23 protein-coding genes are annotated in these 22609 nt (G+C 66.8%); 4 read left to right on the top strand and 19 right to left on the bottom strand.

Annotated features, from left to right (window positions below; genetic code table 11):
- Positions 1 to 62 precede the first annotated feature (62 nt).
- The 8 genes from AC3RCC_RS26125 to AC3RCC_RS26090 form a co-directional block, all read right to left on the bottom strand.
- Positions 63 to 791: an amino acid ABC transporter ATP-binding protein gene (locus AC3RCC_RS26125; RefSeq protein WP_492258835.1), complete on the bottom strand. Its 729-nt coding sequence runs from the start codon at positions 789 to 791 to the stop codon at positions 63 to 65.
- A gap of 136 nt (positions 792 to 927) precedes the next feature.
- Complete coding sequence (locus AC3RCC_RS26120) at positions 928 to 1749, bottom strand: transporter substrate-binding domain-containing protein (RefSeq protein ID WP_492257080.1); 822 nt, start codon at positions 1747 to 1749, stop codon at positions 928 to 930.
- Positions 1750 to 1798: 49 nt separating this feature from the next.
- On the bottom strand, positions 1799 to 2449 hold the full coding sequence (locus AC3RCC_RS26115; protein ID WP_291647693.1) for an amino acid ABC transporter permease: 651 nt from the start codon (positions 2447 to 2449) through the stop codon (positions 1799 to 1801).
- Positions 2450 to 2460: 11 nt separating this feature from the next.
- Complete coding sequence (locus tag AC3RCC_RS26110; RefSeq protein WP_291635128.1) at positions 2461 to 3129, bottom strand: amino acid ABC transporter permease; 669 nt, start codon at positions 3127 to 3129, stop codon at positions 2461 to 2463.
- A gap of 117 nt (positions 3130 to 3246) precedes the next feature.
- Complete coding sequence (locus tag AC3RCC_RS26105; protein WP_492257079.1) at positions 3247 to 4011, bottom strand: 3-ketoacyl-ACP reductase; 765 nt, start codon at positions 4009 to 4011, stop codon at positions 3247 to 3249.
- Between the two features lies 1 nt (position 4012).
- Positions 4013 to 4786, bottom strand: a complete 774-nt coding sequence (locus AC3RCC_RS26100) for an enoyl-CoA hydratase/isomerase family protein (protein WP_492257078.1) — start codon at positions 4784 to 4786, stop codon at positions 4013 to 4015.
- On the bottom strand, positions 4783 to 6375 hold the full coding sequence (locus AC3RCC_RS26095; RefSeq protein ID WP_492257077.1) for an acyl CoA:acetate/3-ketoacid CoA transferase: 1593 nt from the start codon (positions 6373 to 6375) through the stop codon (positions 4783 to 4785). Before AC3RCC_RS26095 ends, AC3RCC_RS26100 begins: the two co-directional genes overlap by 4 nt.
- Before the next feature lie 28 nt (positions 6376 to 6403).
- The gene (locus tag AC3RCC_RS26090) at positions 6404 to 7456 is read right to left on the bottom strand and encodes a LacI family DNA-binding transcriptional regulator (protein WP_492257076.1); all 1053 of its coding nucleotides are present in this window, start codon (positions 7454 to 7456) and stop codon (positions 6404 to 6406) included.
- 158 nt (positions 7457 to 7614) lie between these two features.
- On the opposite strand from AC3RCC_RS26090, the gene AC3RCC_RS26085 reads away from it, so the two are divergent.
- Both AC3RCC_RS26085 and AC3RCC_RS26080 read left to right on the top strand, forming a co-directional pair.
- Positions 7615 to 8778 carry a dihydrodipicolinate synthase family protein gene (locus tag AC3RCC_RS26085; protein WP_492257075.1) on the top strand — a complete coding sequence of 388 codons (1164 nt, stop codon included), beginning with the start codon at positions 7615 to 7617 and terminating at the stop codon, positions 8776 to 8778.
- A 17-nt stretch (positions 8779 to 8795) separates the two neighbouring features.
- Positions 8796 to 9959, top strand: a complete 1164-nt coding sequence (locus tag AC3RCC_RS26080) for an acyl-CoA dehydrogenase family protein (RefSeq protein ID WP_492257074.1) — start codon at positions 8796 to 8798, stop codon at positions 9957 to 9959.
- A 94-nt stretch (positions 9960 to 10053) separates the two neighbouring features.
- On the opposite strand, the gene AC3RCC_RS26075 is transcribed toward AC3RCC_RS26080, so the two are convergent.
- Positions 10054 to 10743, bottom strand: coding sequence for a GNAT family N-acetyltransferase (locus tag AC3RCC_RS26075; protein ID WP_492257073.1), 690 nt, complete (start codon positions 10741 to 10743; stop codon positions 10054 to 10056).
- A 330-nt stretch (positions 10744 to 11073) separates the two neighbouring features.
- Between AC3RCC_RS26075 and AC3RCC_RS26070 the strand changes: the two genes are divergently transcribed.
- Entirely contained in the window at positions 11074 to 12261 is a 1188-nt protein-coding gene (locus AC3RCC_RS26070) for a helix-turn-helix transcriptional regulator (protein ID WP_492257072.1), read from the top strand.
- Between the two features lie 24 nt (positions 12262 to 12285).
- Here the strand turns inward: AC3RCC_RS26070 and mnhG are convergent, their stop codons facing one another.
- The 6 genes from mnhG to AC3RCC_RS26040 are packed head-to-tail and all read right to left on the bottom strand — an operon-like array spanning position 12286 to position 18292.
- The gene (mnhG, locus tag AC3RCC_RS26065; protein ID WP_291647677.1) at positions 12286 to 12642 is read right to left on the bottom strand and encodes a monovalent cation/H(+) antiporter subunit G; all 357 of its coding nucleotides are present in this window, start codon (positions 12640 to 12642) and stop codon (positions 12286 to 12288) included.
- Positions 12639 to 12920 carry a K+/H+ antiporter subunit F gene (locus tag AC3RCC_RS26060; protein ID WP_492257071.1) on the bottom strand — a complete coding sequence of 94 codons (282 nt, stop codon included), beginning with the start codon at positions 12918 to 12920 and terminating at the stop codon, positions 12639 to 12641. Before AC3RCC_RS26060 ends, mnhG begins: the two co-directional genes overlap by 4 nt.
- Positions 12917 to 13402 (bottom strand): Na+/H+ antiporter subunit E, encoded by a 486-nt coding sequence (locus AC3RCC_RS26055; RefSeq protein ID WP_492257070.1) that lies wholly within the window; start codon positions 13400 to 13402, stop codon positions 12917 to 12919. Before AC3RCC_RS26055 ends, AC3RCC_RS26060 begins: the two co-directional genes overlap by 4 nt.
- The gene (locus AC3RCC_RS26050; RefSeq protein ID WP_492257069.1) at positions 13399 to 15030 is read right to left on the bottom strand and encodes a monovalent cation/H+ antiporter subunit D; all 1632 of its coding nucleotides are present in this window, start codon (positions 15028 to 15030) and stop codon (positions 13399 to 13401) included. The genes AC3RCC_RS26055 and AC3RCC_RS26050 overlap by 4 nt, the downstream gene beginning before the upstream one ends.
- A complete protein-coding gene (locus AC3RCC_RS26045) occupies positions 15027 to 15371 on the bottom strand; it encodes a Na+/H+ antiporter subunit C (protein ID WP_066475707.1) in 345 nt (114 codons plus the stop codon). The genes AC3RCC_RS26050 and AC3RCC_RS26045 overlap by 4 nt, the downstream gene beginning before the upstream one ends.
- Positions 15371 to 18292: a monovalent cation/H+ antiporter subunit A gene (locus AC3RCC_RS26040; RefSeq protein WP_492257068.1), complete on the bottom strand. Its 2922-nt coding sequence runs from the start codon at positions 18290 to 18292 to the stop codon at positions 15371 to 15373. The genes AC3RCC_RS26045 and AC3RCC_RS26040 overlap by 1 nt, the downstream gene beginning before the upstream one ends.
- 65 nt (positions 18293 to 18357) lie before the next feature.
- Between AC3RCC_RS26040 and AC3RCC_RS26035 the strand changes: the two genes are divergently transcribed.
- Positions 18358 to 18642, top strand: coding sequence for a helix-turn-helix transcriptional regulator (locus AC3RCC_RS26035; protein WP_492258834.1), 285 nt, complete (start codon positions 18358 to 18360; stop codon positions 18640 to 18642).
- A gap of 120 nt (positions 18643 to 18762) precedes the next feature.
- Here AC3RCC_RS26035 and AC3RCC_RS26030 read toward each other — a convergent pair whose 3' ends face one another.
- The 4 genes from AC3RCC_RS26030 to AC3RCC_RS26015 form a co-directional block, all read right to left on the bottom strand.
- Entirely contained in the window at positions 18763 to 19173 is a 411-nt protein-coding gene (locus tag AC3RCC_RS26030) for a GreA/GreB family elongation factor (RefSeq protein WP_492257067.1), read from the bottom strand.
- 107 nt (positions 19174 to 19280) lie between these two features.
- Positions 19281 to 19409, bottom strand: a complete 129-nt coding sequence (locus tag AC3RCC_RS26025) for a hypothetical protein (protein ID WP_291635160.1) — start codon at positions 19407 to 19409, stop codon at positions 19281 to 19283.
- A gap of 622 nt (positions 19410 to 20031) precedes the next feature.
- Positions 20032 to 21324, bottom strand: coding sequence for a saccharopine dehydrogenase family protein (locus AC3RCC_RS26020; RefSeq protein WP_492257066.1), 1293 nt, complete (start codon positions 21322 to 21324; stop codon positions 20032 to 20034).
- A 53-nt stretch (positions 21325 to 21377) separates the two neighbouring features.
- Positions 21378 to 22475: a carboxynorspermidine decarboxylase gene (locus AC3RCC_RS26015; RefSeq protein WP_452118780.1), complete on the bottom strand. Its 1098-nt coding sequence runs from the start codon at positions 22473 to 22475 to the stop codon at positions 21378 to 21380.
- Positions 22476 to 22609: the final 134 nt, after the last annotated feature.

Here is a 22609-nt window from a genome sequence, read left to right as displayed (position 1 = left end):
TCTGCATCGCCGACCTGGAGCGGCGTTGCGGGGGTCTGTTCAGCCACCGCTGAGTGCCGGCCTCAGTGGCCGGAGGTATGCAGGATCTGGCCGAGGAATTTGCGGGTGCGCTCGTTCTCCGGCGCCCGGAAGAACTGCTCGGGCGGCGCGACCTCGACGATCTCGCCGGCATCCATGAAGATCACCCGGTCGGCGACCTTGCGGGCGAAACCCATCTCATGGGTCACGACCAGCATGGTCATGCCGCTCTCGGCGAGTTCGACCATGACGTCGAGCACTTCACTGACCATTTCGGGGTCGAGCGCCGAGGTCGGCTCGTCGAACAGCATGATCTTCGGGTTCATGCAGAGCGAGCGGGCGATCGCGACGCGCTGCTGCTGGCCGCCGGAAAGCTGGATCGGGAATTTCATCGCCTGCTCGGGGATGTGCACCCGCTCGAGCATGACGCGCGCTGCCGCCTCGGCCTCCGCTCTCGGAATGCCGCGCACCTTCATCGGCGCCAGCGTGCAGTTCTCCAGCGCGGTCAGATGCGGGAACAGGTTGAAGCTCTGGAACACCATGCCGATTTCGCGGCGGACATCCTCGATGCCGCGTAGGCCTGCATGCACCGTGGTGCCGTCGATGACGATCTCGCCGGACTGGTGCTCCTCGAGCTGGTTGAGGCAGCGGATCAGCGTCGACTTGCCCGAGCCCGAGGGCCCGCAGATGACGATGCGCTCGCCGCGGGTGACCGAGAGGTCGATGTTCCGGAGCACATGGAAGTCGCCATAGAACTTGTCGACCTTGCGCATCTGGATGATCGGGGCTTCGTCCGACCTTGCCGCGGTCTTGGTCGCGGTCGCTTCGCTCGCCATCACTTTTTCTCGTCGCTTGCGTCTTGTGGCGCTGCGCCCGGCGCTCGGCCGGGCGCAGCGTCGTCGTCCTGGATCAGAACTGCGGCATCGGCGGCAGCTTGGTCAGCTCGACGCCGAACCAGCGCTTGTTGATCGCCGAGAGCTCGCCGTTCTTCTCGATCTCGGCGATGAACTTGTTGGCGAACTCTGCCAGTGCCGTGTCGGCCTTGCGGAAGGCCATGCCGTTGGCCTGCTCGCGCATCGTCAGCTTCGGCTCGATGTTGAGCTGCGGATAGTCCTTGTTGAGCTGGGCGAGGATGGTGTTGCTCGCGCCCATAGCCTGGACCTGACCGGAGATCAGCGCCTGCAGGGCGGTGGCGTCGTCGTCGAAGCGCTTGATCTGCGTGCCCTGCGGGGCGGCGGCGGTGATCGCGGTGTCCTGCGTCGAGGCGCGGGCGACGCTGATCGTCACCGGCTTCAAATCGTCTGTCGTCTTGATGTTCAGGCTCTTGGGCGCCAGCACATAGATCGTCAGCGAGCTGTAGGGGCTCGAGAACAGCACCTGCTTCGAGCGCTCGGCGGTGATGCCGAAGGTCGCGATCAGCACGTCGACCTTGTTGGTCAGGAGATAGGGGATGCGGTTCGGGCCGGTGACCGGGACGAGCTCGAGCTTGACCCCGAGCGACTTGGCCATCAGCGCCGCGACGTCGGCGTCGTAGCCGGCGGGCTGCTGCTGGGCGTCGGTGCCGCCAAAGGGCGGGTAGTCGGTCAGGAGGCCGACCATGAGCTTGCCGCGGGCCTTGATCTCCTCGGGCGTGGCGGCCTTGGCCGGGGCGGCGCCGAGGGTCGCGGCGGCGAAGCCGGCGAGGACCAGTGCGCCGAGGCTGCGGCGGGCAATGGACTTGAACAGGGACATCAGGCGTTTCTCCTCAGATTGCCTTTTTGGGGGTGGCTCGGCCGTCGCGCTAGCGCGCGGCGACCAGGAGCTTGCGCTCCATCCGCTTGCTGTAGGCCGAGAGCGGCCAGCAGATCAGGAAGTAGACCAGCGCGACCAGCGCGAAGATCGTGAACGGCCGGAAGGTGGCGTTGTTGATCACCTGGGCGGCGCGGGTCAGCTCGACGAAGCCGATGATCGAGGCGAGCGAGGTGCCCTTGATCAGCTGCACCAAGAAGCCGATCGTCGGGGGGATCGCGATGCGGATCGCCTGCGGCACGATGATCAGCGCCATTTTCGGGGTGTAGCGCAGGCCGAGCGAGGTCGCCGCCTCCCATTGGCCGCGCGGCACGACCTCGATGGCGCCGCGCCAGATCTCGCCGAGGAAGGCGCTGGCATGCAGCGACAGGCCGAGCGCCGCCGCCGTCCAGGGATCGACCGACCAGCCGAACAGCCCCGGCACGAAGAAGGCGAGGAAGAGCTGCATCAGCAGCGGCGTGCCCTGGAACAGCTTGATGTAGCCATTCGAGATCAGCCTGAGACCTTTGATCTCGCTGGTGCGGGCGAGCGCCACCAAGGCGCCGCCGAGCGCGCCGCCGAGGAAGGCGACGAGCGAGAGCAGCAGGGTCCAGCGCACGGCGGCGAGGATGAAGATGATTTCGTTGGGTCCAAGTTCACGCATCGTCTCAGACCTTACCGGGTTGGCTTGCGCAGGAAGCTGCGCTCGATCGCGGCGAAGGCCGTCCAGAAGAACATCGACAGGCCGAGATACATGCAGGTGACGATGAAATAGACCTCGAAGCTGCGGAAGGTTCGCGACTGGATGTCGCCGGCGATGGCGGTGAGCTCTGTCGCCGCGATCACCGAGCAGACGCTCGAATTCAGCATCAGCAGGATGAACTGGCTGGTCAGCGAGGGGTAGATCGCCTGGATCGCCGGCTTCAGGATGATGTAGCGGAAGATCTGCAGCGGCCGCATGCCGAGCGACTTGCCGGCCTCGACCTGGCCCTTCTGGATGCTCTCGATGCCGGCGCGGATGATCTCGATGCCATAGGCGCCGACATTGACCACCAGTGCGATCAGCGCCGCGGTGTTGGACGAGAATTTGAGGCCGAGCGAGGGCAGGCCGAAATAGATCATGAAGATCTGGATCAGAAACGGCGTGTTGCGGATCAGCTCGATATAGCCGTCGATGATCCAGACCAGCCATTTCGGGCCGGAGGTCTTGCCGAGCGCGCCGGCGACGGCGACGATCATGCCGATCGCCATGGCGGCGGCCGAGAGCACCAGCGAATTGACCAGCCCGTGGAGCAGTTCGGGCCAGGCTTCGAAGACCGAAGCGAAATCGAACTCATAGCTCATGCAGTGCGTCCCATCCGGGGGACTATGCCGGTCTTTGCTGTCATCATGCCCCCTTCTCCTTGTCCATTGACGGCGACCGCCACGTCTCCGGCGCCGGGTTGTCGGCGCCGAACCTAACTACAGGCGCGGAATCATCAACCCGCCATCGGCGTTGATCACCGTTCCCGTCGCATAGGCGAAGCCGCCGCCGGCCAGGCCGGCCACGCAGCGCGCGACATCCTCTCCCTCGCCCCAGCGCCCGGCCGGGATCAACCCCTCGGCGATGCGGGCGTCGTATTTCGCCGCGACCTTCGCCGTCATCTCGGTGCGGATCACGCCCGGCCGGACCTCGAAGACCGCTATGCCCTCGGGCGCCAGCCTGACGGCCAGCGCCTTGGCCCACATCGAGAGGCCGATCTTCGAGACGCAGTACTGCGCCCGGTCGATCGAGACCAGTTCCGTGCTGGCGGAGGTGATGAAGACGATCGCAGGGTGCCGAGCCTCACTCTGGCCGATCATCGCCTTGGCGACTTCCTGGCTCAGGAAGGCGGCGCCGCGCAGATTGACCCCCATGACGAGATCATAGGATTCCGGCGTGATCTCCAGCATGTCGCCGCGCACCGGCGCGCCGATGCCGGCATTCGAGACGAAGAGGTCGAGCCGGCCGAATTCGCGCAGCACGGCCGCGACGAGCCCGGCATGGCTCTCGATCGCGGTGACATCGTGCCGGACGAACAAGACGCGTGCGCCGGCCTCGGCGAAAGCCGCCTTGGCCGAAGCCGCGGCCTCGTCCTCGGCGAGATCGGTGAAGGCGATGTCATGGCCTGCCTGGGCGAGGGCGAGGCCGATGGCGCGGCCGATGCCGCGCCGTCCGCCGGTGATCAGGGCGACGGGGCGTGCCATCTCAAGACCCCCGATAGCTCGGAGGACGCTTGTCCTTGAAGGCGCCGACGCCTTCCTTGACATCGTCCGTATAGGAGACGAGCGAGGTCGCCAGCGTCTCCAGGATCGCGGCGCGGTCCTCGTCCTCGGCGGCGTTGATCAACTGCTTGACCACCATGTTCGCCACCGGTCCGCGCGTCAGCACGCGCTCGGCCATGGCCTTGGCCGCTGCCAGCGCGCCGCCTTTCTCGACGACCTGATCGACGATCCCGAGCGACAGCGCCGTCTCGGCCGTGACGATCTCGCCGGTGAGCGCGAGGCGTCGCGCGACGCGCCCGCCGAGGCGCCTGACCAGGCGCTGCGTGCCCGACCAGCCCGGGATCATGCCGAGCCCGCTTTCGGGCAGGCCGATCTTGGCCTGGACCTCGCAGATCCGGATGTCGGCGGTGACGGCGAGCTCGAGCCCGCCGCCGAGCGCATGGCCGTTCATTGCCGCGATTACCGGCGGCTTCATCCGCGCCAGCTTGTCGAAGACGCGATGGCCGGAGCGGACCCAGCCCTGACCCATCTCCAGCGGCGAAAGTCCGCCCCAGGCGACGATGTCGCCGCCGGCGCAGAAGGCCTTGCCTTCGCCGGTCAGGATCACGGCGCGCACCGAACGGTCGGCGTCGATCGTCTCGGCATGGCGGCCGAGCAGCGCGACCATCACATCGTCGAGCGCGTTGAGCTTTTCCGGGCGGGCGAGGGTGATGATCGCGAGCCCGCCCGCGATCTCGAGGGTGACGGGATCGCTCATGCGGCCCTCCGGGGAACGACGAGGCCGAGCACGGCTTCCTGGAACAAAGCTGCATCCATCAGCTTTGGCGGCTGCGGCACCAGCAGCGGGAACTCGGCCTGGGCGAGGATGTCGCGCTCGAGGTCGACGCCGGGCGCGATCTCGCTGACGACGATGCCCTCGGCCGTCAGCTTCATCACGCAGCGTTCGGTGATGTAGGTGATGTCCTGGCCCTGGGCGATGGCGCGCGGGCCCGAGAAGGAGATGTGCTCGACGGCCTCGACCAGCTTCCTGACCTTGCCTTCCTTCTCGATGACCAGCTTGCCGTCTGCGATGCCGAGCTTGGCGCCGGCGCTGAAATAGCCGGAGAAGACGATGCGCCGGGCGCGGGCGGTGATGTCGATGAAGCCGCCTGCGCCGGCGGTGACATGCGGGCGCACCCCGAGCTTCGAGACGTTGACCGAGCCCTGCCTGTCGATCTGCAGGAAGGAGAGCAGCGACATGTCGAAGCCGGCGCCCTGAAAGTAAGTGAACTGGTAGGGCGAGGGCACGATCGCCTCGGCATTGGAGGCGCAGCCGAACTGGAATTCGAGCAGCGGCACGCCGCCGACCGCGCCCTGCTCGATCACCCAGGTGACGGCGCCGTGCTGGCCTTCCTCGATCAGGATGCGCGGGACATTGGCCGAGATGCCGAAGCCGATATTGACGGCGTCGCCATGGCGCAGCTCCTGCGCGACACGCCGCGCGATCACCTTGGCGACGTCGAAGGCCGGAGTTTCGAAGCTCGACAGCGGCCGCGAGACCTCGCCCGAGATCGCGGGATCGTAGACGGTCTGCGTCGTCTGCATCTGCTCGGGTGCGACGACGATGGCATCGACCAGGATGCCGGGCACGAAGACCTGCTGCGGCTTCAGCGAACCGGCGGCGACGACGCGCTTCACCTGCGCGATGACGATGCCGCCATTGTTGCGGACGGAGAGCGCCTGGTCGAGCGGGCCGAGATAGCCGCCCTCGTGCTCATAGGAGAGGTTACCGCGTTCATCGGCCGTGGTGGCGCGGATGATCGCGACCTTCGGCACGATGCTGCGGAAATAGAGCCAGTCCTCGCCGTCGAACTCGACGCGGCTGACGATCGGCTCGGCAGCGGCGCGCTCGTTCATGGCGCAGCCCTGGTTCCTGGGGTCGACGAAGGTCTCCATGCCGATCTTGGTCAGCACGCCCGGGCGCTTGGCAGCCGCCTCGCGATGCATGTCGAACAGGATGCCGCTCGGGACGTTGTAGGCCGGGATCTCGTTGCCGGTGACCATCTTCCAGATCGCCGGCGGCTCGGCACTCGACGGGCCGGACGGGTAGGAGCCGGCGAGGATGCGGGCGAGCAGGCCGGGCCTGGCGAGATGGTCGATGCCCTTGATGCCCGACATGTCGCCGGCGGCGATCGGGTGCAGTGTCGTCAGCTGCCTCGGATGGCCGCTCGCCTCGAAGCGTCGGCCGATCGCGGCAAGAACCGCATCCGGGCAGCCGAGGCCCGATGAGGAGGAGACGGTGACGATCGCCTCGTCCGGGATCAGGGCGGCGGCTTCGTCGGCGGTGAGGATGCGGGGGAACGCCATCTTGCTTTGGTCCGGTTGTGAAAATGGGTCAGCCGGCGGCCGTCAGCGCATGCTGATAGGCGCCGCAGGATTCGCGGATGACGAGCTCGGCCGGGCCGACATGGCTGGTCGCCGGCGCTGCGCGATTGGTGATGCGTTCGAGCAGCATGGCCGCGGCCCGTTCGCCGAGCCCGACCGCGTCGACCGCGATCGTGGTCAGGGCCGGCGAAACATGCCGGGCTTCGCTGGTGTCGTCGAAGCCGACGATGGCGATGTCGCGCCCGACGACGAGACCGCGCCTGGCGGCGGCCAGCATGGCGCCGATGGCGACGACGTCGTTGTAGCAGACCACGGCGGTCGGCCGGTTCGGCAGCGCCAGGGCCGAGCTCATCGCGCTGAAACCGCCATCGCGGGTCGGCATGCATTCGAGGTTCAGGCCGGGATCGATCGCGACGCCGGCCTTCGCCATCGCCTCGCTGAAGCCCTGATGGCGATCCTGCCGGACCACCATTGAACTCATGCCGCCGAGATAGGCGATGCGCCTATGCCCGAGATTGAGGAGATGGCGGGTGATCCTGGCCGAGCCAGCGACATTGTCCGGCACCACGGAACTCGCCGCGACTCCCGGCAGCCGGCGGATGGCGACCAGCAGGGCCGTGTCCGGACCACTTGCCAGTGCCAGTTCCTCGGCCGTGGTGTCGAGCGCGGGGCAGAGGATGATGCCGCGGGCGCCATGCTCGCGCATCATCTTCATGACCTGGCCCTGGCGCACCACGCTTTCGGCGGTGTTCGCCATGAAGGCGACATAGCCGGCCATCTGCAGCACGGTTTCGACGCCGATCGCGAATTCGGCGAAGAACGGGTTGGAGAGGTCGTTGAGAACGAGGCCGACGATCTTGGACTGCGTGTTGCGCAGATTGGCGGCGCCGCGATTATAGACGTAGCCGAGCTCGTCCATCACCTGGAGGATGCGCTCGCGCGTCTCGGGCTTGACGCTGCCGCGGCCGGTCAGGACGAGCGAGACCGTCGATTTCGAGACGCCGGCAGCGTCCGCGATCTCGATGATCGTCACCTTGTCCCTGGGCTGCGCCCCTTGCGGCATCGCTTCGTCCCGTTTGCCCGAAGGCATTATTGAATTTGGAACGTTCCATATCATTGCCGAGCAGACGTGGCAATATCTCTCTTCAAATCGCCGGAACAATGAATTATAGCGGTTGGAGCAGATAAATTAAATGGAACGTTCCATTTCGGGAGGATGCGATGGCCGAGATCACCTTGCCCCGGGCCGATGGTGGGACTGAGCGCTACATGCTGGCGCCGGCCTCGCGCTTTCCTCGGACCCATGCGCCGTCGCGGACACGCACCGTCTTCGCCGCCGCCCATGTCGTCGCCGATCCGCGCAGGCTGGACGAGCCCTGGCGCGTCCCGGCGCTCGACTGGGATGCGACCCTGGCCTTCCGGCGCCATCTCTGGGGCCTAGGCTTCAAGATCGCCGAGGCGATGGACACCTCGCAGCGCGGACAGGGACTCGACTGGAGCAATGCCGCCGAGCTGATCGCCCGCGTGCTCGCCGAGGCGAAGACCGTGCCGGGCGCCGATCTCGCCTGCGGTGCCGGGACCGACCAGCTCGACGCCAATGCCGCGACCACGCTCGACGACGTCATCCGTGCCTATGAGGAGCAGATCGCCCATGTCGAGAAGCATGGCGGCAAGATCATCCTGATGGCGAGCCGCGCGCTCTGCCGGGTGGCGAAGGGGCCGGACGACTATCTTGCGGTTTATGGCCGGCTGCTCGGCCAGTGCCGCGGCAAGGTCATCCTGCACTGGCTCGGCGAGATGTTCGACCCGGCGCTCGCCGGCTATTGGGGCAGCCGCGATTTCGAGCCGGCGATGCAGACCGTGCTGACGCTGATCCGCGAGCACGCCGCCAAGATCGACGGCATCAAGATCTCGCTGCTCGATGCCGGCAAGGAGATCTCCATGCGCCGGCAACTGCCGGAAGGCGTCGTGATGTATACCGGCGACGACTTCAACTATGCCGAGCTGATCGGCGGCGACGCGCAGGGTTTTTCGCACGGCTTGCTCGGCATTTTCGACCCGATCGCGCCGGCGGCGGCCGCCGCCTTCGCCTGCCTCGATGCGGGCGACCGGCAGGGCTTCCACGCCATCCTCGACCCGACGGTCACGCTGGCGCGCCGGCTCTTCGAGGCCCCGACCCAGTATTACAAGAGCGGCGTGGTCTTCCTCGCCTGGCTTAACGGCTTCCAGGATCATTTCCGCATGGTCGGCGGCGCTGAATCGGCCCGCGGCATCCTGCACTATGCCGATCTCTTCCGCCTCGCCGACCAGGCCGGGCTCTTCGCCGATCCCGAGCGCGCGACAACGCGGATGGGTCATCTCTGCGCCCTGAACGGCATCGCCTGAGGACGGGAGGAAACCCCATGCACGCGCCGCTCCAGGACACAGCGCTCTACCAGCAGATTCGCGACACCGCCCGCCGCTTCGCCGATGAGGTGGTGCGCCCAGCTGCCGCCGAGCTCGACCGTGACTCGACCTTTCCGGCCGAGATCTATCGCCAGATGGGCGAGCTCGGCCTGTTCGGCATCACCGCCGATCCCGAGCATGGCGGCGCCGGGCTCGACAGCTATGCCTATGCGCTCGTCATGGAGGAATTGTCGCGCGGCTATGCCTCCGTCGCCGACCAGTGCGGTCTCGTCGAGCTGATCGGCACGCTGCTGACCCGCTATGGTACGGCCGGGCAGCGTGCCCGCCATCTGCCGGACATCCTGCGCGGCAAGGCCCGCGTCGCCTATTGCCTGACCGAGGCCGAGGCGGGGTCCGACCTCTCCAATGTCCGCACCACCGCACGCGAGACCGCCGATGGCTATGTCATCGATGGCGGCAAGCTCTGGATCCACAATGCGCCGGTCGCCGATCTCGGCTTCGTGCTGGCCTCGACCGACCCCGCCGCCGGCCATCGCGGCATGAGCATCTTCATCGTCGACCTCAACGCACCCGGTGTTTCGCGCGGGGCCAAGGAACACAAGATGGGCCAGCGCGCCAGCCAGGTCGGCGCGCTGAACTTCGATGGCGTGACGGTGCCGCGTGATGCCCTGCTCGGTCCGCAGGGCCGGGGCTTCCACATCATGATGAGCGTGCTCGAAAAGGGCCGCGTCGGCATCGGCGCGCTCGCCGTCGGCATCGCCCAGGCGGGGCTCGAGGCGGCGCTGGCCTATGCCCGCGAGCGGCGCCAGTTCGGCAAGCCGATCCTGGAGAACCAGGGCCTGCAATGGATGCTCGCCGACATGGCCAAGGACATCGCCGCGGCCCGGGCGCTGGTCGAGCGGGCGGCGCTGCTGATCGACCATGGCGCGCCGGCGACCTCGGCCGCCTCGATCGCCAAATGCTTCGCCAGCGACATGGCGGTGGCGCAGACCGCGAACGCCGTCCAGATCTTCGGCGGCTCCGGCTATATCCAGGGCTTCGAGGTCGAGCGCCTCTACCGCGACGCCAAGATCACCCAGATCTACGAGGGCACCAACCAGATCCAGCGCACCATCATCGCGCGGGAACTGATCAAGCACGGCGCCGGCGGCGGTGCCTGATCACGCGCCTCCGGGAGGTGGTCCAGAGCCCGTCAATGGGGGAAGGGCGAGCGGAGAGCGCGAAAGGCCGGAGGGTCTGTGCCCGTGCCGGGCCTCACAGATCGTCGCCGAGATCGAGGATCGAGACCTTTGCGGTCCCGGACGAGCCATTGGCCTCGAACGCGTCGAGCTCGGCCAGCAACGGTGAGCTGGCCGCCCGGAGCGTTGCGCGGTCCCGCATCGCGAGTGTCAGGCAGCGGAGCTCGCCCACGCCAGGCTCGGTCCACGCAGCGCCGGAGGGTCTGAAGCCAAGGCGTGTGAAGAACACGATGTCTGCGGGGCGGGAGGCGAGGAGCGCCGTGTCGGCGCCCGCTTCGAGCCCGACCCGGTAGGCATGCCGGGCGAGGGCCTGGGCGAGCGGTCGGGCGCTGGCCTGGTGCCGGATCGCCAGGCGCGAAAGTACCAGAGAATGGGGATGTTCGGCCGCTGGGAGCGCACTGCGTCGAAGCATCGCTGCGAGTCGGGGGTCGGTGACGGCGTCCGCACCCTGGGTAAGCCGGGCTGCAGCGAGACAGCGTCGTTCCGGACCGGCCCAGAGATTGAGGCTCGCCGTGTCGATCGGTTCCAGGAGCCAGCCGTCGCCATGGCTCGCATGGACAAAGCTCTCGCCGCCGCGCTCGACGAAAAGCCGGTAGCGAAGGCGGCCGATGGCGTGAAGCTCCCTGGAGCTGGTCGCCGCACGTATGGCCAGGTTGGAGCTTCGACCGAGTGCCGTATTGCCCCATAGCTGGCTAAGTGTGACCATCCTGACGGCGTCGCTCTCTGCGTCCCGGCAGGTGCACGGCTCGGTATCAGTCCCGTCGCAGAAACGACAGCGGCCTCGGGCTTCGGCAAGGCGCATCACGCATCGGCCCTTCACTGCCCATCCCCCCGGTTCGAGCAGGCTAGCCTTGATCGGCTGGTTTCAAGTCTGCAGCAGTTCGGGATCTTTGCCGTCACCCAATTGGGGTAGGACAGGTTCCGCGCGGATCACTAGATTGCGGCTGATCGCACGCCGCGAGCTGGACAGCCCATTGCCCTTCGGTTTCCGCTGGAGGATGATCGGCACAATCAAAAAGGGATCGGGGGATCCGGAATGGCGCTGCGCGGCCTGAGTGGTGCCGAGTTCGTTCGCGCGGTTTCGCAAGTCGGCGAAGTGATCGACGCGGCTGCTCTGTCTCCAGAGCGCTGGCAGGATGTCTGTGCTGCTTTCCAGGCCTTGCGCCCCGATGTGCGCGTTCTTTTCCAGGGGCACGACCAACAGGCGCCCTACGCCACGCCTCTGGCCGGAGCTGGCTGGGAGGACGTCAATCTCGAGCCGTATTTTTTGCATTTCGCCTCCCGTAATCCATGGCTGGGATCCTGGAGGGAGATGGCGGCCGCGAAGGTCGAGTTGGCCGATGCGATCCTGCCGCGTCGGGTTCTTGAAACCACCGAGTTTTACAATGACTGGCTCAAGCCGATGGGGCGGGCCGACATGGCCCTGGGTCTCAAGATCGCGCATGAGCGCGATCGCGTCGCGTTCTTCTGCGTCCACTATGATGGTCGCTCCCATGAGCGGACGAACGAAGTGCTGGCGCCGGCGATGCAGGCCTTGGCCGCCCGCATGCGTCGAGCATTCGACTGCAATCGCGCTGTTCTGCGCGGTCAGCACACAACTCCCAGCGATGGTCTCATGCAGAACCTGCTCGATCCCGCCTTCATCGTGAACGCCGACTGCAAGCTCGTCGCGGCAAATGCCGCTGCCGAGGCCTTGATCGACAGCGGCATGCTGATCAATGTGCGGGCCCGCGATATCGTTTCGTTCGGCCTGCCCGAGATCGATGCTAGGTTCTCTCGCTCGGTCCAGGCTACTTGCGCGCGATATCCCGGCGGCGCTGGAGGCCATGCCGAGTTCGCGGTCGAATGGGCCGGAACCAGGCTTTCCGTATCGGTGCTGCCGCTCGCTTCGAATCTGCACTCCCTAGCGTGGCGCGGCCCGCTTGCCTATTTCAGCCCGGCGGTCACGGCCCTGGTGATCCTCAGAGTGCTTCCTCCCGACCGGTCGGATGTCGCCGTTCGCCTCCGGGCGCGTTATCGCCTGACGGAGCAGGAGGCCCGCATCACCAGCGCGCTGCGGCTTGGCGGATCGCTGGTCGACATCGCGAAGGAGCTCGGGGTCACCTACGAAACCGCCCGCGCCCATATCAAGAGCGCCTTCGGCAAGACGGGGACGCATAATCAGCGCGAGCTTCTCGCCCTGCTGCTCGCGGAAGGCGCCAGGCCCCCTGAATCGACGATGTAAAAGCCAGCTTCGAGACGAGGCGCCCTATGCCTCCGGGCGATTGTCTGCGTCGAGCGGGTCGCGGCCTTCCTGCCGGTCCCGGTAAAGCGTCGCCTGCACCAGCAGCAGCAGCGTCACCGGCGTGGTGATCGTGATGAAGAGGCCGATCAGGATCTCGTGCACTACGGGGCGTGTCTGGCCGACCGAGAAGTACAGCATCGAGGCGAGGAGGATGCAGCCCATGCCCAGCGTCGAGCCGAGCGTCGGCGCGTGCACGCGCTCATAGAAGCTCTTGAACCGCAGCAGGCCGAGCGCCCCCGTCAAGGCCAGCAGCGAGCCGGCGAGGATCAGCGCCGCGACCGGAAGCGCCGCCCAGGCGGGGAGGGCGTGGAGCGACATCATTCGATGACCTCCCCACGCATCAGGAACTTCGCCATCGCCACAGTCGAAACGAAGCCGAGCAGGCCGATCGCCAGCGCCGCCTCGAAATACAGCGTCGTGCCGGAGCCGATGCCGAAGACGAGCAGGAGCAGCATCGCATTGAGATAGAGCGCGTCCATGCCGAGCACGCGATCCTGGGCGCGCGGGCCACGCAGGATGCGGTAGGCGGCGGCGACCATGGCCAGAGCCAGCAGGATCTGGCCGGTGACGAGGGCGAAGGTGAGGATCGCGGCGCTCATTCGAAGATCTCCACCAGCAGTCCGACATAGCGCCGTTCGATCAGCGCGGACCAGTCGTCCCCTTCGCTCAGGTCGAGCACATGGATCACCAGCATGCCGGTGGCCGGATCATAGCTGACCCAGCTCGTGCCCGGTGTCGCGGTGATGATGCAGGCCAGGGCCGCCAGCCCATAGCGCGAGCGCAGCCGCAGCGGGATGCGGACGAAGCCGGGCCTGCGATCGGCCTGATCGAACAGGATGACGCGCGCCACTGCGAAATTGGAGCGGACCATGTCGGCGATGAACACGCCGAGCAGGCGCGGAATCGCGGCCGGCCGTCGCAGCTTCAGCGGCGCGACATCGAGCCGCCGCAGCATGAGCGGGCCGAGCAGGCCGAGCACGCCGCCGAGCAGCAGGTGACCGAGCGACAGGCTCTGGTTCAGCAGCAGCCAGAGTGCCAGCAGGCCCAGGGAGACGAGCGGGGAGGGCAGCCAGCGGCTCATGGCTTGCCCCCCGCCGGCATCGCTGTCGGTGTCAGAACCCCCTGGATATAGGCCTCGGAACCGTGCAGCCCCACCGCTGTGGCTTGCATGAAACGCATCGCCGGGCCGGCCTGCAGCGTCAGGGTGAGGCAGAGCAGCAGCAGGGCTGCGACGGGCGCCACTTCTATCACCCGCACGCGCGGCACCTCGCGTTCGATCACCGCCCAGAAGGAACGGATGCCGGCGCGCACCATGGCGATCAGCGTCACGAAGCCGGAGAGCAGCAGCAGCACGAGCAAGGCCCAGGCGGCCGGGGCGATCCCGGTCGCCGTCGCCGGGTTGCTCCCGCCGAGCGCACCGGCCAGGATCGCGAATTTGGCGACGAAGCCGGATAGCGGCGGCAGGCCGGAGAGCAAGAGCGCCGAGACGATGAAGGCCGCGCCGAGCACGGCGAGGATCGCCGGCACGGCGACGCCGGCATCACCGTCTTCGCCGGGCTCCTCCTCGTCCTCGATGCCATAGGCTTCGAGCGTCACCGCGAGAATGTCGTCGGTCGGCGCGCGGCCGCGTTCGATCAGCTCGATCAGCAGGAAGAAGGCGCCGATCGCGAGTGTCGACGACACCAGATAATAGAGCGCCGGTCCGATGATCGAGACGTCGTTGGTGCCGAGCACGGCGAGCATGGTTCCCGACGAAACCACGACCGAGAAGCTCGCGAGCTTGGCGAGATCCTGCGAGGCGAGCATGCCGACCATGGCGAAGAGGATGGTGGCGGCTCCTGCAGCGAGCAGCCAGACATCGCCGAACTGAGAGGAGCCGGCGGCGGCTTCTGGGCCGGCGAGCAGAAAGCCCATCCGGAGGATCGCGTAGATGCCGACCTTGGTCATCACCGAGAACAGCGCGGCGACCGGCGCGCTCGCCGCCGCATAGGTGCCGGGCAGCCAGAAGCCGAGCGGCCAGGCCGCGGCCTTCACCAGGAAGGCGACGCCGAGAATGCTGGTGCCGGTTTCCAGCAGCGCGCGCTCGCGCGCCGGCAGGCTGCCGATCCGGGCGGCGAGATCGGCCATGTTGAGCGTGCCGGCGGCGCCGTAGACCATGCTGACGCCGACCAGGAAGACCAGCGCCGCGACGAGGTTGACGGCGATGTAGTGCAGGCCGGCGCGTACGCGGGCATGGCCGGAGCCATGCAAGGCGAGGCCATAGGAGGCGGCGAGCAGCACCTCGAAGAAGACGAAGAGGTTGAACAGGTCGCCGGTGAGGAAGGCGCCGTTCAGCCCCATCAGCAGGAACTGGAAGAGCGGGTGGAAATAGCTGCCGGAGCGATGCCAGCGGGCCAGCGAGAAGATCAGCGCCGCACAGGCGAGGATCGCGGTCAGCAACAGCATCATGCTCGACAGCCGGTCGGCGACCAGGACGATGCCGAACTGCGCCGGCCAGTCGCCGAGCCGGTAGACCCTGACGGCGGCGGCCGGATCGGGGCCGCCGCTGGTCGTGACCAGGCTGATCGCGATCGCGAGCAGCGCGAAGGTCGAGACGAGGTTGAGCACGGCCGCGACCGTTCGGCTGCGACCGTCGAAGAGCAGCATCGTCGCGCCGGCGATCAGCGGCAGGATGATCGGCGCGATGACGAGATGGTCCTGCCAGCTCACGAGCCGCCCTCCCGGCCGTCGACATGGTCGCTGCGGGTCAGCCCGCGCGAGGCCAGCAGTACGACGAGGAAGAGGGCGGTCATGGCGAAGCTGATGACGATCGCCGTCAAGACCAGCGCCTGCGGCAGCGGGTCGGCATAGCGCGAGATGTCGCCGCCGGCGGCGGGGTCGAGCACGGGCGGAGCACCGACGCGCAGCCGGCCCATGCCGAAGATGAAGAGATTGACGGCATAGGAGAGCAGCGACAGGCCGATAATGACCTGGAAGGTGCGCGGCCGCAGCAAGAGCCAGATGCCCGATCCCGCAAGGATGCCGATGGCGAGGGAGACGATCAGTTCCATCAGCTTTTCCCGCCGCTTGCTGTGTTGGCACGGGCGGCGCCAGCGCGATAGACGCGTAGCGACTGGTGCGCCAGCGCGATCAACACCAGCACGGTTGCGCCCAGCACGAGCGCGAACACGCCGAAATCGAAGAAGAGGGCGCTCGCCAGCGGCAGCTTGCCGAGCAGCGGCAGCTCGGCATAGGCGAAGGCCGAGGTCAGGAATGGCCGCCCGAAGGCGAAGGCACCGGCGCCGGTCAAGGCAGCGACCAGCAGGCCGACGCCGATCCAGCGCACCGGCAGGATGCGCAGCCGGGCTTCGACCCAGCGGGCGCCGCCGGCCATGTATTGCAGGATGAAGGCGATCGCGAAGGTCAGCCCCGCGACGAAGCCGCCGCCCGGCAGGTCATGCCCGCGCATGAACAGGAACACCGCCATCATCGCGATCACCGGGAAGAGCAGGCGCATGATCAGGCCCGGCACCAGCAGGTAATGTGCCGTGATCGGATCCTTGCCGCTGCCCTGGATGTCGGCGTCGTAGAGGTTCTGGAACTGCTTCTGCTCTGGCAGCCCGATACTGTCGCGGGCCGGGCGGAAGCGGCGCAGCAATGCGTAGACCGTGATCGCCACCACGCCGAGCACGGCGATCTCGCCGAGCGTGTCGAAGCCGCGGAAATCGACGAGCAGCACGTTGACGACGTTGCGGCCGCCGCCCTCGGTATAGGCGCGCTCGAGGAAATTCCCGGAGATGCTGCCGGCGAGCGGCCAGGTCATCACCAGATAAGAGAGCCCGGCGAGCCCGGCGCCGCCGGAGATCGCGATGGCGAGGTCGCGGAAACGGCGCAGCCTGGCGGAGAAGGCGCTTTCGGAGGCGATCCCCTCGATGCGCTTCGGCAGCCAGCGCAGGCCGAGCAGGAGCAGGACGGTGGTGACGATCTCGACCAGGAGCTGGGTCAAGGCGAGATCGGGAGCCGAGAACCAGGCGAAGGTCAGGCAGACCGCGAGCCCGGTGCCGCCGGTCAGGATCACCGCGGCGAGTCGGTGATATTTGGCCTGATAGGCGGCTCCGAGCGCGCAGGCGGCACCGACCACCCAGACCAGCATGAATTCGAGATCGGCTCCCTGCAGGCTGCCGGGCACCAGCGAGATCGGCCTCGTATAGAAGGACCAGAGCGCCAGCATGATGGTGACGCCGATCAGCAGGCGCATCTGCGGCTGCAGCCGGGCGGTGCTGACGATCTGCTCCAGGCCCTTGGCCCAGCGCCAGGACAGGAAGACGATCGCCCGCTCGAACAGGCGCTTGCCTTTCAACTCGCGCAGCAGCGGTGCGCCTTCGATGTTGCCGGAAAGATAGCGCAGCATCGAGAGATAGATGACGATGCCACCCGCCGTCGCCACCAAGCTCATCAGCAGGGCGGGGGTGAAGCCGTGCCAGACGGCCAGGCTGTAGCTCGGCGTCTGTCCCCTCAGCACCGACTCGACCGCGACAGCGAGCACGCCGCCCACGGTCTGCGCCGGCACGATGCCGACCAGAAGGCAGATCAGCACCAGCAGGCCGACCGGCAGCAGCATCCAGATCACCGGGTCGTGCGGCTTGTGCGGCAGGTCGGTCGCGGGCGGACCGAAGAAGACCTGATGGATCAGCCGCAGCGAATAGCCGACGCTGAACATGCCGGCGACGGTCGCGATATAGGGCAGCAGATGGTCGAGCGCCGTGTCGACATGGTACTCGATGGTCTCGGCGAAGAACATTTCCTTCGAGAGAAAGCCGTTGAGCAGCGGCACGCCGGCCATCGAGGCCGCAGCGACCATGGCCAGGGTCGCGGTGATCGGCATGGCGCGGTAGAGCCCGCCGAGCCGGCGGACGTCGCGCGTTCCCGCCTCATGGTCGATGATCCCGGCCGCCATGAACAGCGAGGCCTTGAAGGTCGCATGGTTCATGATGTGGAAGATTGCCGCGACCGCCGCCAGCGGGCTGCCGAGCCCGAGCAGCAGGGTGATCAGGCCGAGATGGCTGATCGTCGAATAGGCGAGAAGCCCTTTCAGATCCTGCTGGAACAGCGCCAGGAAGGCGCCGATCACCAGCGTCGCGACGCCGATTGGCGCCAGCACCCAGAACCAGTATTCGTGTCCCGCCATCGCCGGCCACAGCCGCGCCAGCAGGAAGACCCCGGCCTTCACCATAGTGGCGGAGTGCAGATAGGCCGAGACCGGCGTCGGCGCGGCCATGGCCCGCGGCAGCCAGAAATGGAAGGGGAACTGCGCGCTCTTGGTCAGGGCGCCGAGCGCGACCAGGATCAGCGCCGTGAGATAGAGCGGATGCGTGACGATCTTCGGGCCCGAGGCGAGCACGACATCGAGATCGTAGCTGCCGACGATATGGCCGAGCAGCAGCATGCCGGCGAGCAGGCATAGCCCGCCGGCGGCGGTGACGGTCAGGGCGATGCGGGCGCCGTCGCGGGCGCTCTGGCTATGGTGCCAATAGGCGATCAGCAGGAAGGAGAAGAGGCTGGTCAGTTCCCAGAACAGGACGATCTGGATCAGGTTTCCGCTCAGCACGACGCCGAGCATCGCGCCCATGAAGGCGAGCAGGAACGAGAAGAAGCGCGGCACCGGATCGTCCGGCGACATGTAATAGCGCGCATAGAGCACGACGAGCAGGCCGATCCCGGCGATCAGGATGACGAAGAGCCAGGCCAGTCCGTCGAGGCGCAGGACGAAGTTGAGGCCGTATTCCGGCAGCCATTCGAACTGTGCCCGCAGGGCGGCGGGTTCGGCCACTTTCGGCCACAGGATCCCGGCGATGGTCAGGATGCCGACAGTGATCAGCCCGGCGAGCCAGGCTTCGGCATTGCGGGCATTGGCGGGAAGGAGCGCCGCGAGCAGGCTGCCCAGGAAAGGCAGGGCGACGATCAGGCTCAGGAGTAAGGCGTCGTCCGCCATGATGGATGAGGGATCCTTCCAGTTGGACTGCCGCAGAACTCCAGCCTTGCCCGATTCCGTCCATTATGGTTGACTCAGGCAGCCGAAGGCAATGGGCGAACGTCATGAATTTACGTCCTGAACTATGCCGCGCCGCGCGTGGGCTGCTGAATTGGACGCAGGATCAGCTCGCTGCCACCGCCGGCGTTTCGCGCAGCACCGTCCGCGATTTCGAGCGCGAGCGTCACGAGCTTCAGCGCGCCTCGGAAGCCCTGGTCCTTGCGGCTTTCGAGCAGGCCGGCGTTCGCTTTCTTCCGGACGGTCGCGAAGGGCCGGGAGTGCGGCTGTGCCGGACCTCGGGGCGCGGTTGAGGTTGAGGTTGAGGTCGGGGTCGCTGGGCAGGTAGCGCCGAAGGTCGGGCGGCACGGGTTGCCGCGGTCATCGGGCGCAGCGCCGGAGTGGCATGGCTGCAGGCCTCAGGCGAGAAGGCTTCAGGCCAGGGGCGCCGTCCCCGAAATGCCGCCATCGACGCGCAGGAGGCGCAGCCAGCGCGGCTTGCCGCGCGGATCGAGCCAGCCGATGCGCTGGCCCGCCGAGAGCCCGAGCAGGGCGGTGCCAACCTGGCTCAGCACCGAAACGAGGCCGACTGCGGCGCTGCTGCGCCCGGCGACGAGCACGATGTCGCGCACCGCACCGCTGCGCTCCTCGAGATATTGCCCGCCGATGTTCAGTCGCAGGCAGTCCGGCGGTGCCCGCGCGGCTTCGACCACCTGGGCCCGGTGCAGTTCGTCGGCGAGCCTGGTCGCGGCCGTGTAGCGGCCGCTCGCCATGGCCTTTTCGATGAGGCCCGAGAGGATTGCGAGGTCCTCATGCGTGATGATGATCTGCGGAAGCGGGGTCACCTTTGCCTTTCATCGGGTCTGCGGGCCCATTTTGGGATTGAATGATGCGGGCGGGCCGTGGCGAGGGCCCGCCCGTGCGTCATGACTGCATTCGGCTGGGAGCGCCGTCAGCGCCCGAGCTTCTTGACGGGCAGCGGCTGCTTGCTGAGTTCGGCGATTGAGGACGCTGTCTGGGCAGCGGGCTTCTGCTGCTTCGGTTTCTTGGCTTCGCGGTTGCCTTTGCGCTTATTGCTCATGGTTCTGGTTTCCTGATGGCGCGCAGCCGCGGGCGGCGCGCATCTCGGCGCGGCCGCAAGAAGGGCGGGCTGCAGAATGAAAGGGCTTGGCCCGATAGGGCGGCAGCGACCGAGCGCCCGGCATGTGCCGGTCGCCTGTCATGCCTGCGGGCGATGCTGGATCTCCCTGGCTCGTCGCTCGGGGCCGAAGGCCGCCGCGCCGAACCAGGGCTAGGGGCGTGCGAGGCGCGAAGCTGTGCAGAAGACCCCGGCTGGGGGATGATTTCCGATCATGGCAAAGCCAGCATCGGCCGAAAGTATTAGGAAGTCAAATATCGCCAGGTGCGGCCCAAAGAATCGAATTTGATGGAAATAATATTTTCCGAACAAACCGATTTTGGCGTCTTTTTTGTTGATCTGAAAATAAATTACCCTGCAAAATCGAGGTATTGCTTACAAGATTTGGTGCAGAGGCGCGCGGTCGTCGTGCGCTCCGACGGGCCGTATCGCTGTCCGGACGCTGTGGCCTGCCGCAACGAGGATTGGCCGGACGGGATTGCCCCTGTCCGGCCAGTCTTCTTCGGGCCGATGCTCTCACATGGCGCTGGAGCGCCCTTCCGCATCCGCCGGGACGCTCGGCGTCTTAGTCGGCCAGAGCCGGTTCGGCCGCGCGCTTGGCGACGTCCGGCGTGGCCGCGAAGCTCAGCGCACGGTCGCCGGCCTCGTCGCGGATCCGCGTCGGCAGGCCCATCCGGTCGAGCAGGCCGAGGAAGGGCCGCGGCGGCAGCTCCTCGACATTGACCATGCCGCGCACATCCCACTCGCCGCTGGCGATCAGCATCGCGGCGGCGACCGCCGGCACGCCGGCGGTGTAGGAGATGCCCTGGCTGCCGACCTCGGCATAGGCCTCCTCGTGGTCGGCGACGTTGTAGATGAAGACCTCGCGCGCCTTGCCGTCCTTCTTGCCCTTCACGAGGTCGCCGATACAGGTCTTGCCGGTATAGTTAGGCGCCAGCGAGGACGGGTCGGGCAGTACGGCCTTGACCACCTTGAGCGGCACGATCTCCTGGCCCTCGGCGGTGCGGATCGGCTGCTCGGAGAGCAGGCCGAGATTGTTCAGCACGGTGAAGACCGTGATGTAGCGCTCGCCGAAGCCCATCCAGAAGCGGATGTCCGGCACGTCGAGATTGCGCGACAGCGAATGGATCTCGTCATGGCCGGTCAGGTAGGTCGGGCGCGTGCCGACGACGGGCAGGTCCCAGTCCTTGCGGACCTCGAACATCTTGTTCGAGGTCCACTGGCGGTTCTGCCAGGACCAGACCGTGCCGGTGAACTCGCGGAAATTGATCTCCGGATCGAAGTTCGTCGCGAAATAGCGGCCATGGTCGCCGCCATTGACGTCGATGATGTCGATCGAGTCGATCTTGTCGAAATACTCGTCCTTGGCGAGGCGCGCATAGGCGTTGACCACGCCGGGGTCGAAGCCGGCGCCGAGGATGGCGGTGATGCCGGCCTTGGCGCATTCCTCGCGGCGCTTCCACTCGTAATTGCCGTACCAGGGCGGCGTCTCGCAGATCTTCAGCGGCTCCTCGTGGATCGCGGTGTCGATATAGGCGACGCCGGTCTGGATGCAGGCCGAAAGCACCGACATGTTCAGGAAGGCCGAGCCGACATTGATCACGATCCCGGCCCGGGTCTTGGCGATCAGCGCCTTGGTCGCCTCGATGTCGAGTGCGTCGAGCTGATGGGCCGCGATCTCGCCCTTGGTCTTGAGCGTGCCCTTCTGCTTGACCGAGGCGACGATCGCCTCGCATTTCGCCAGGGTGCGCGAGGCGATATGGATGTCGCCGAGCACGTCGTTGTTCTGGGCGCATTTATGGGCCACCACCTGGCCTACGCCGCCGCCGCCGATGATCAGGACATTCTTCTTCTGCATTTCGGGCCTGAGCCTCCTTTGTTCGTGTTGTCTGTGGCGTTGCGTGGCGGGCTTCAGGAGAGGCTCGCCTTAAAGTCGTCGAAGGTGAAGTCGCGAACCTTGCGGATGCTGCCGTCGAGCTCACGCACCGCGATCGCCGGCATCTGGACGCCGTTGAACCAGTTCTTCTTCACCATGGTGTAGCCGGCGGCATCCTGGATCGAGATCCGGTCGCCGGGCTTGAGCGCCTGCTCGAAATGGAACTCGCCGAAAATGTCGCCGGCGAGGCAGGATTTGCCGCAGATCATGCTGCGATGCGGGCCGGCATCCGGCGCGATCTTGGCGGTCTGCCGGTAGATCAGCAGATCGAGCATATGCGCCTCGATCGAGCTGTCGACGATCGCGAGATGCTTGCCGTTGAAGAGCGTGTCGAGCACCGTGACCTCTAGGGTGGTGCTCTTGGTGACCGCCGCCTCGCCGGGCTCGAGATAGACCTGCACGCCATAGCGCTGCGAGAAGCTCTTCAGCCGGTCGCAGAAGGCGTCGAGCGCATAGCCCTCGGCGGTGAAGTGGATGCCGCCGCCCAGGCTCACCCAGTTGACCTGCTTGAGCAATCCGCCGAATTTCTCCTCGATCTGGGTCAGGATCGCGTCGAAGCGGGCGAAATCGGCATTCTCGCAGTTATTGTGGATCATGAAGCCGTCGAGCCGGCCGATGATCGCCGCGACCTTTTCGACGTCCCATTCGCCGAGGCGGCTGAACGGCCGGGCCGGGTCCGCGAGGTCGAAGCCCGAGGCGCTGATCTGCGGATTGAGCCGCAGGCCACGGCTCGTCGCGGCGGTCTTGTCGGCGAAGCGCTCGAACTGACTGATCGAGTTGAAGATGATCTTGTCCGAGTTGGCGAGCACCTCGTCGATCTCGTGGTCGGCATAGGCGACGCTGTAGGCATGCGTCTCGCCGCCGAAGGTCTCGCGGCCGAGCCTGACCTCGTTGAGCGAGGACGAGGTGGTGCCGTCCATATATTCGCGCATCAGGTCGAACACAGACCAGGTCGCGAAGCACTTCAATGCCAGCAGCACCTTGGCGCCCGACTGCGTGCGGACGCGCTCGATCGTCCGCAGATTGCGCAGCAAGCCTGCCTTGTCGATCAGGTAGTAAGGGGTCTGGATCATCGATGCGTCGTGCCTGTCGAAAGCGGGGCGGCCGCCGGGCCGCCGTGATACGCGCCGTCGTTGCAGCGCCCGGCACGGCGCGGAGCGCCGGGGGAGATGCGATTGCGCAAAGGGTATGCGGTTCGTGGCCGCCT

It is taken from the genome of Allobosea sp. GW823-FHT01F03, from assembly GCF_058798075.1.
This window is presented reverse-complemented; position numbering and strand designations above follow the sequence as displayed.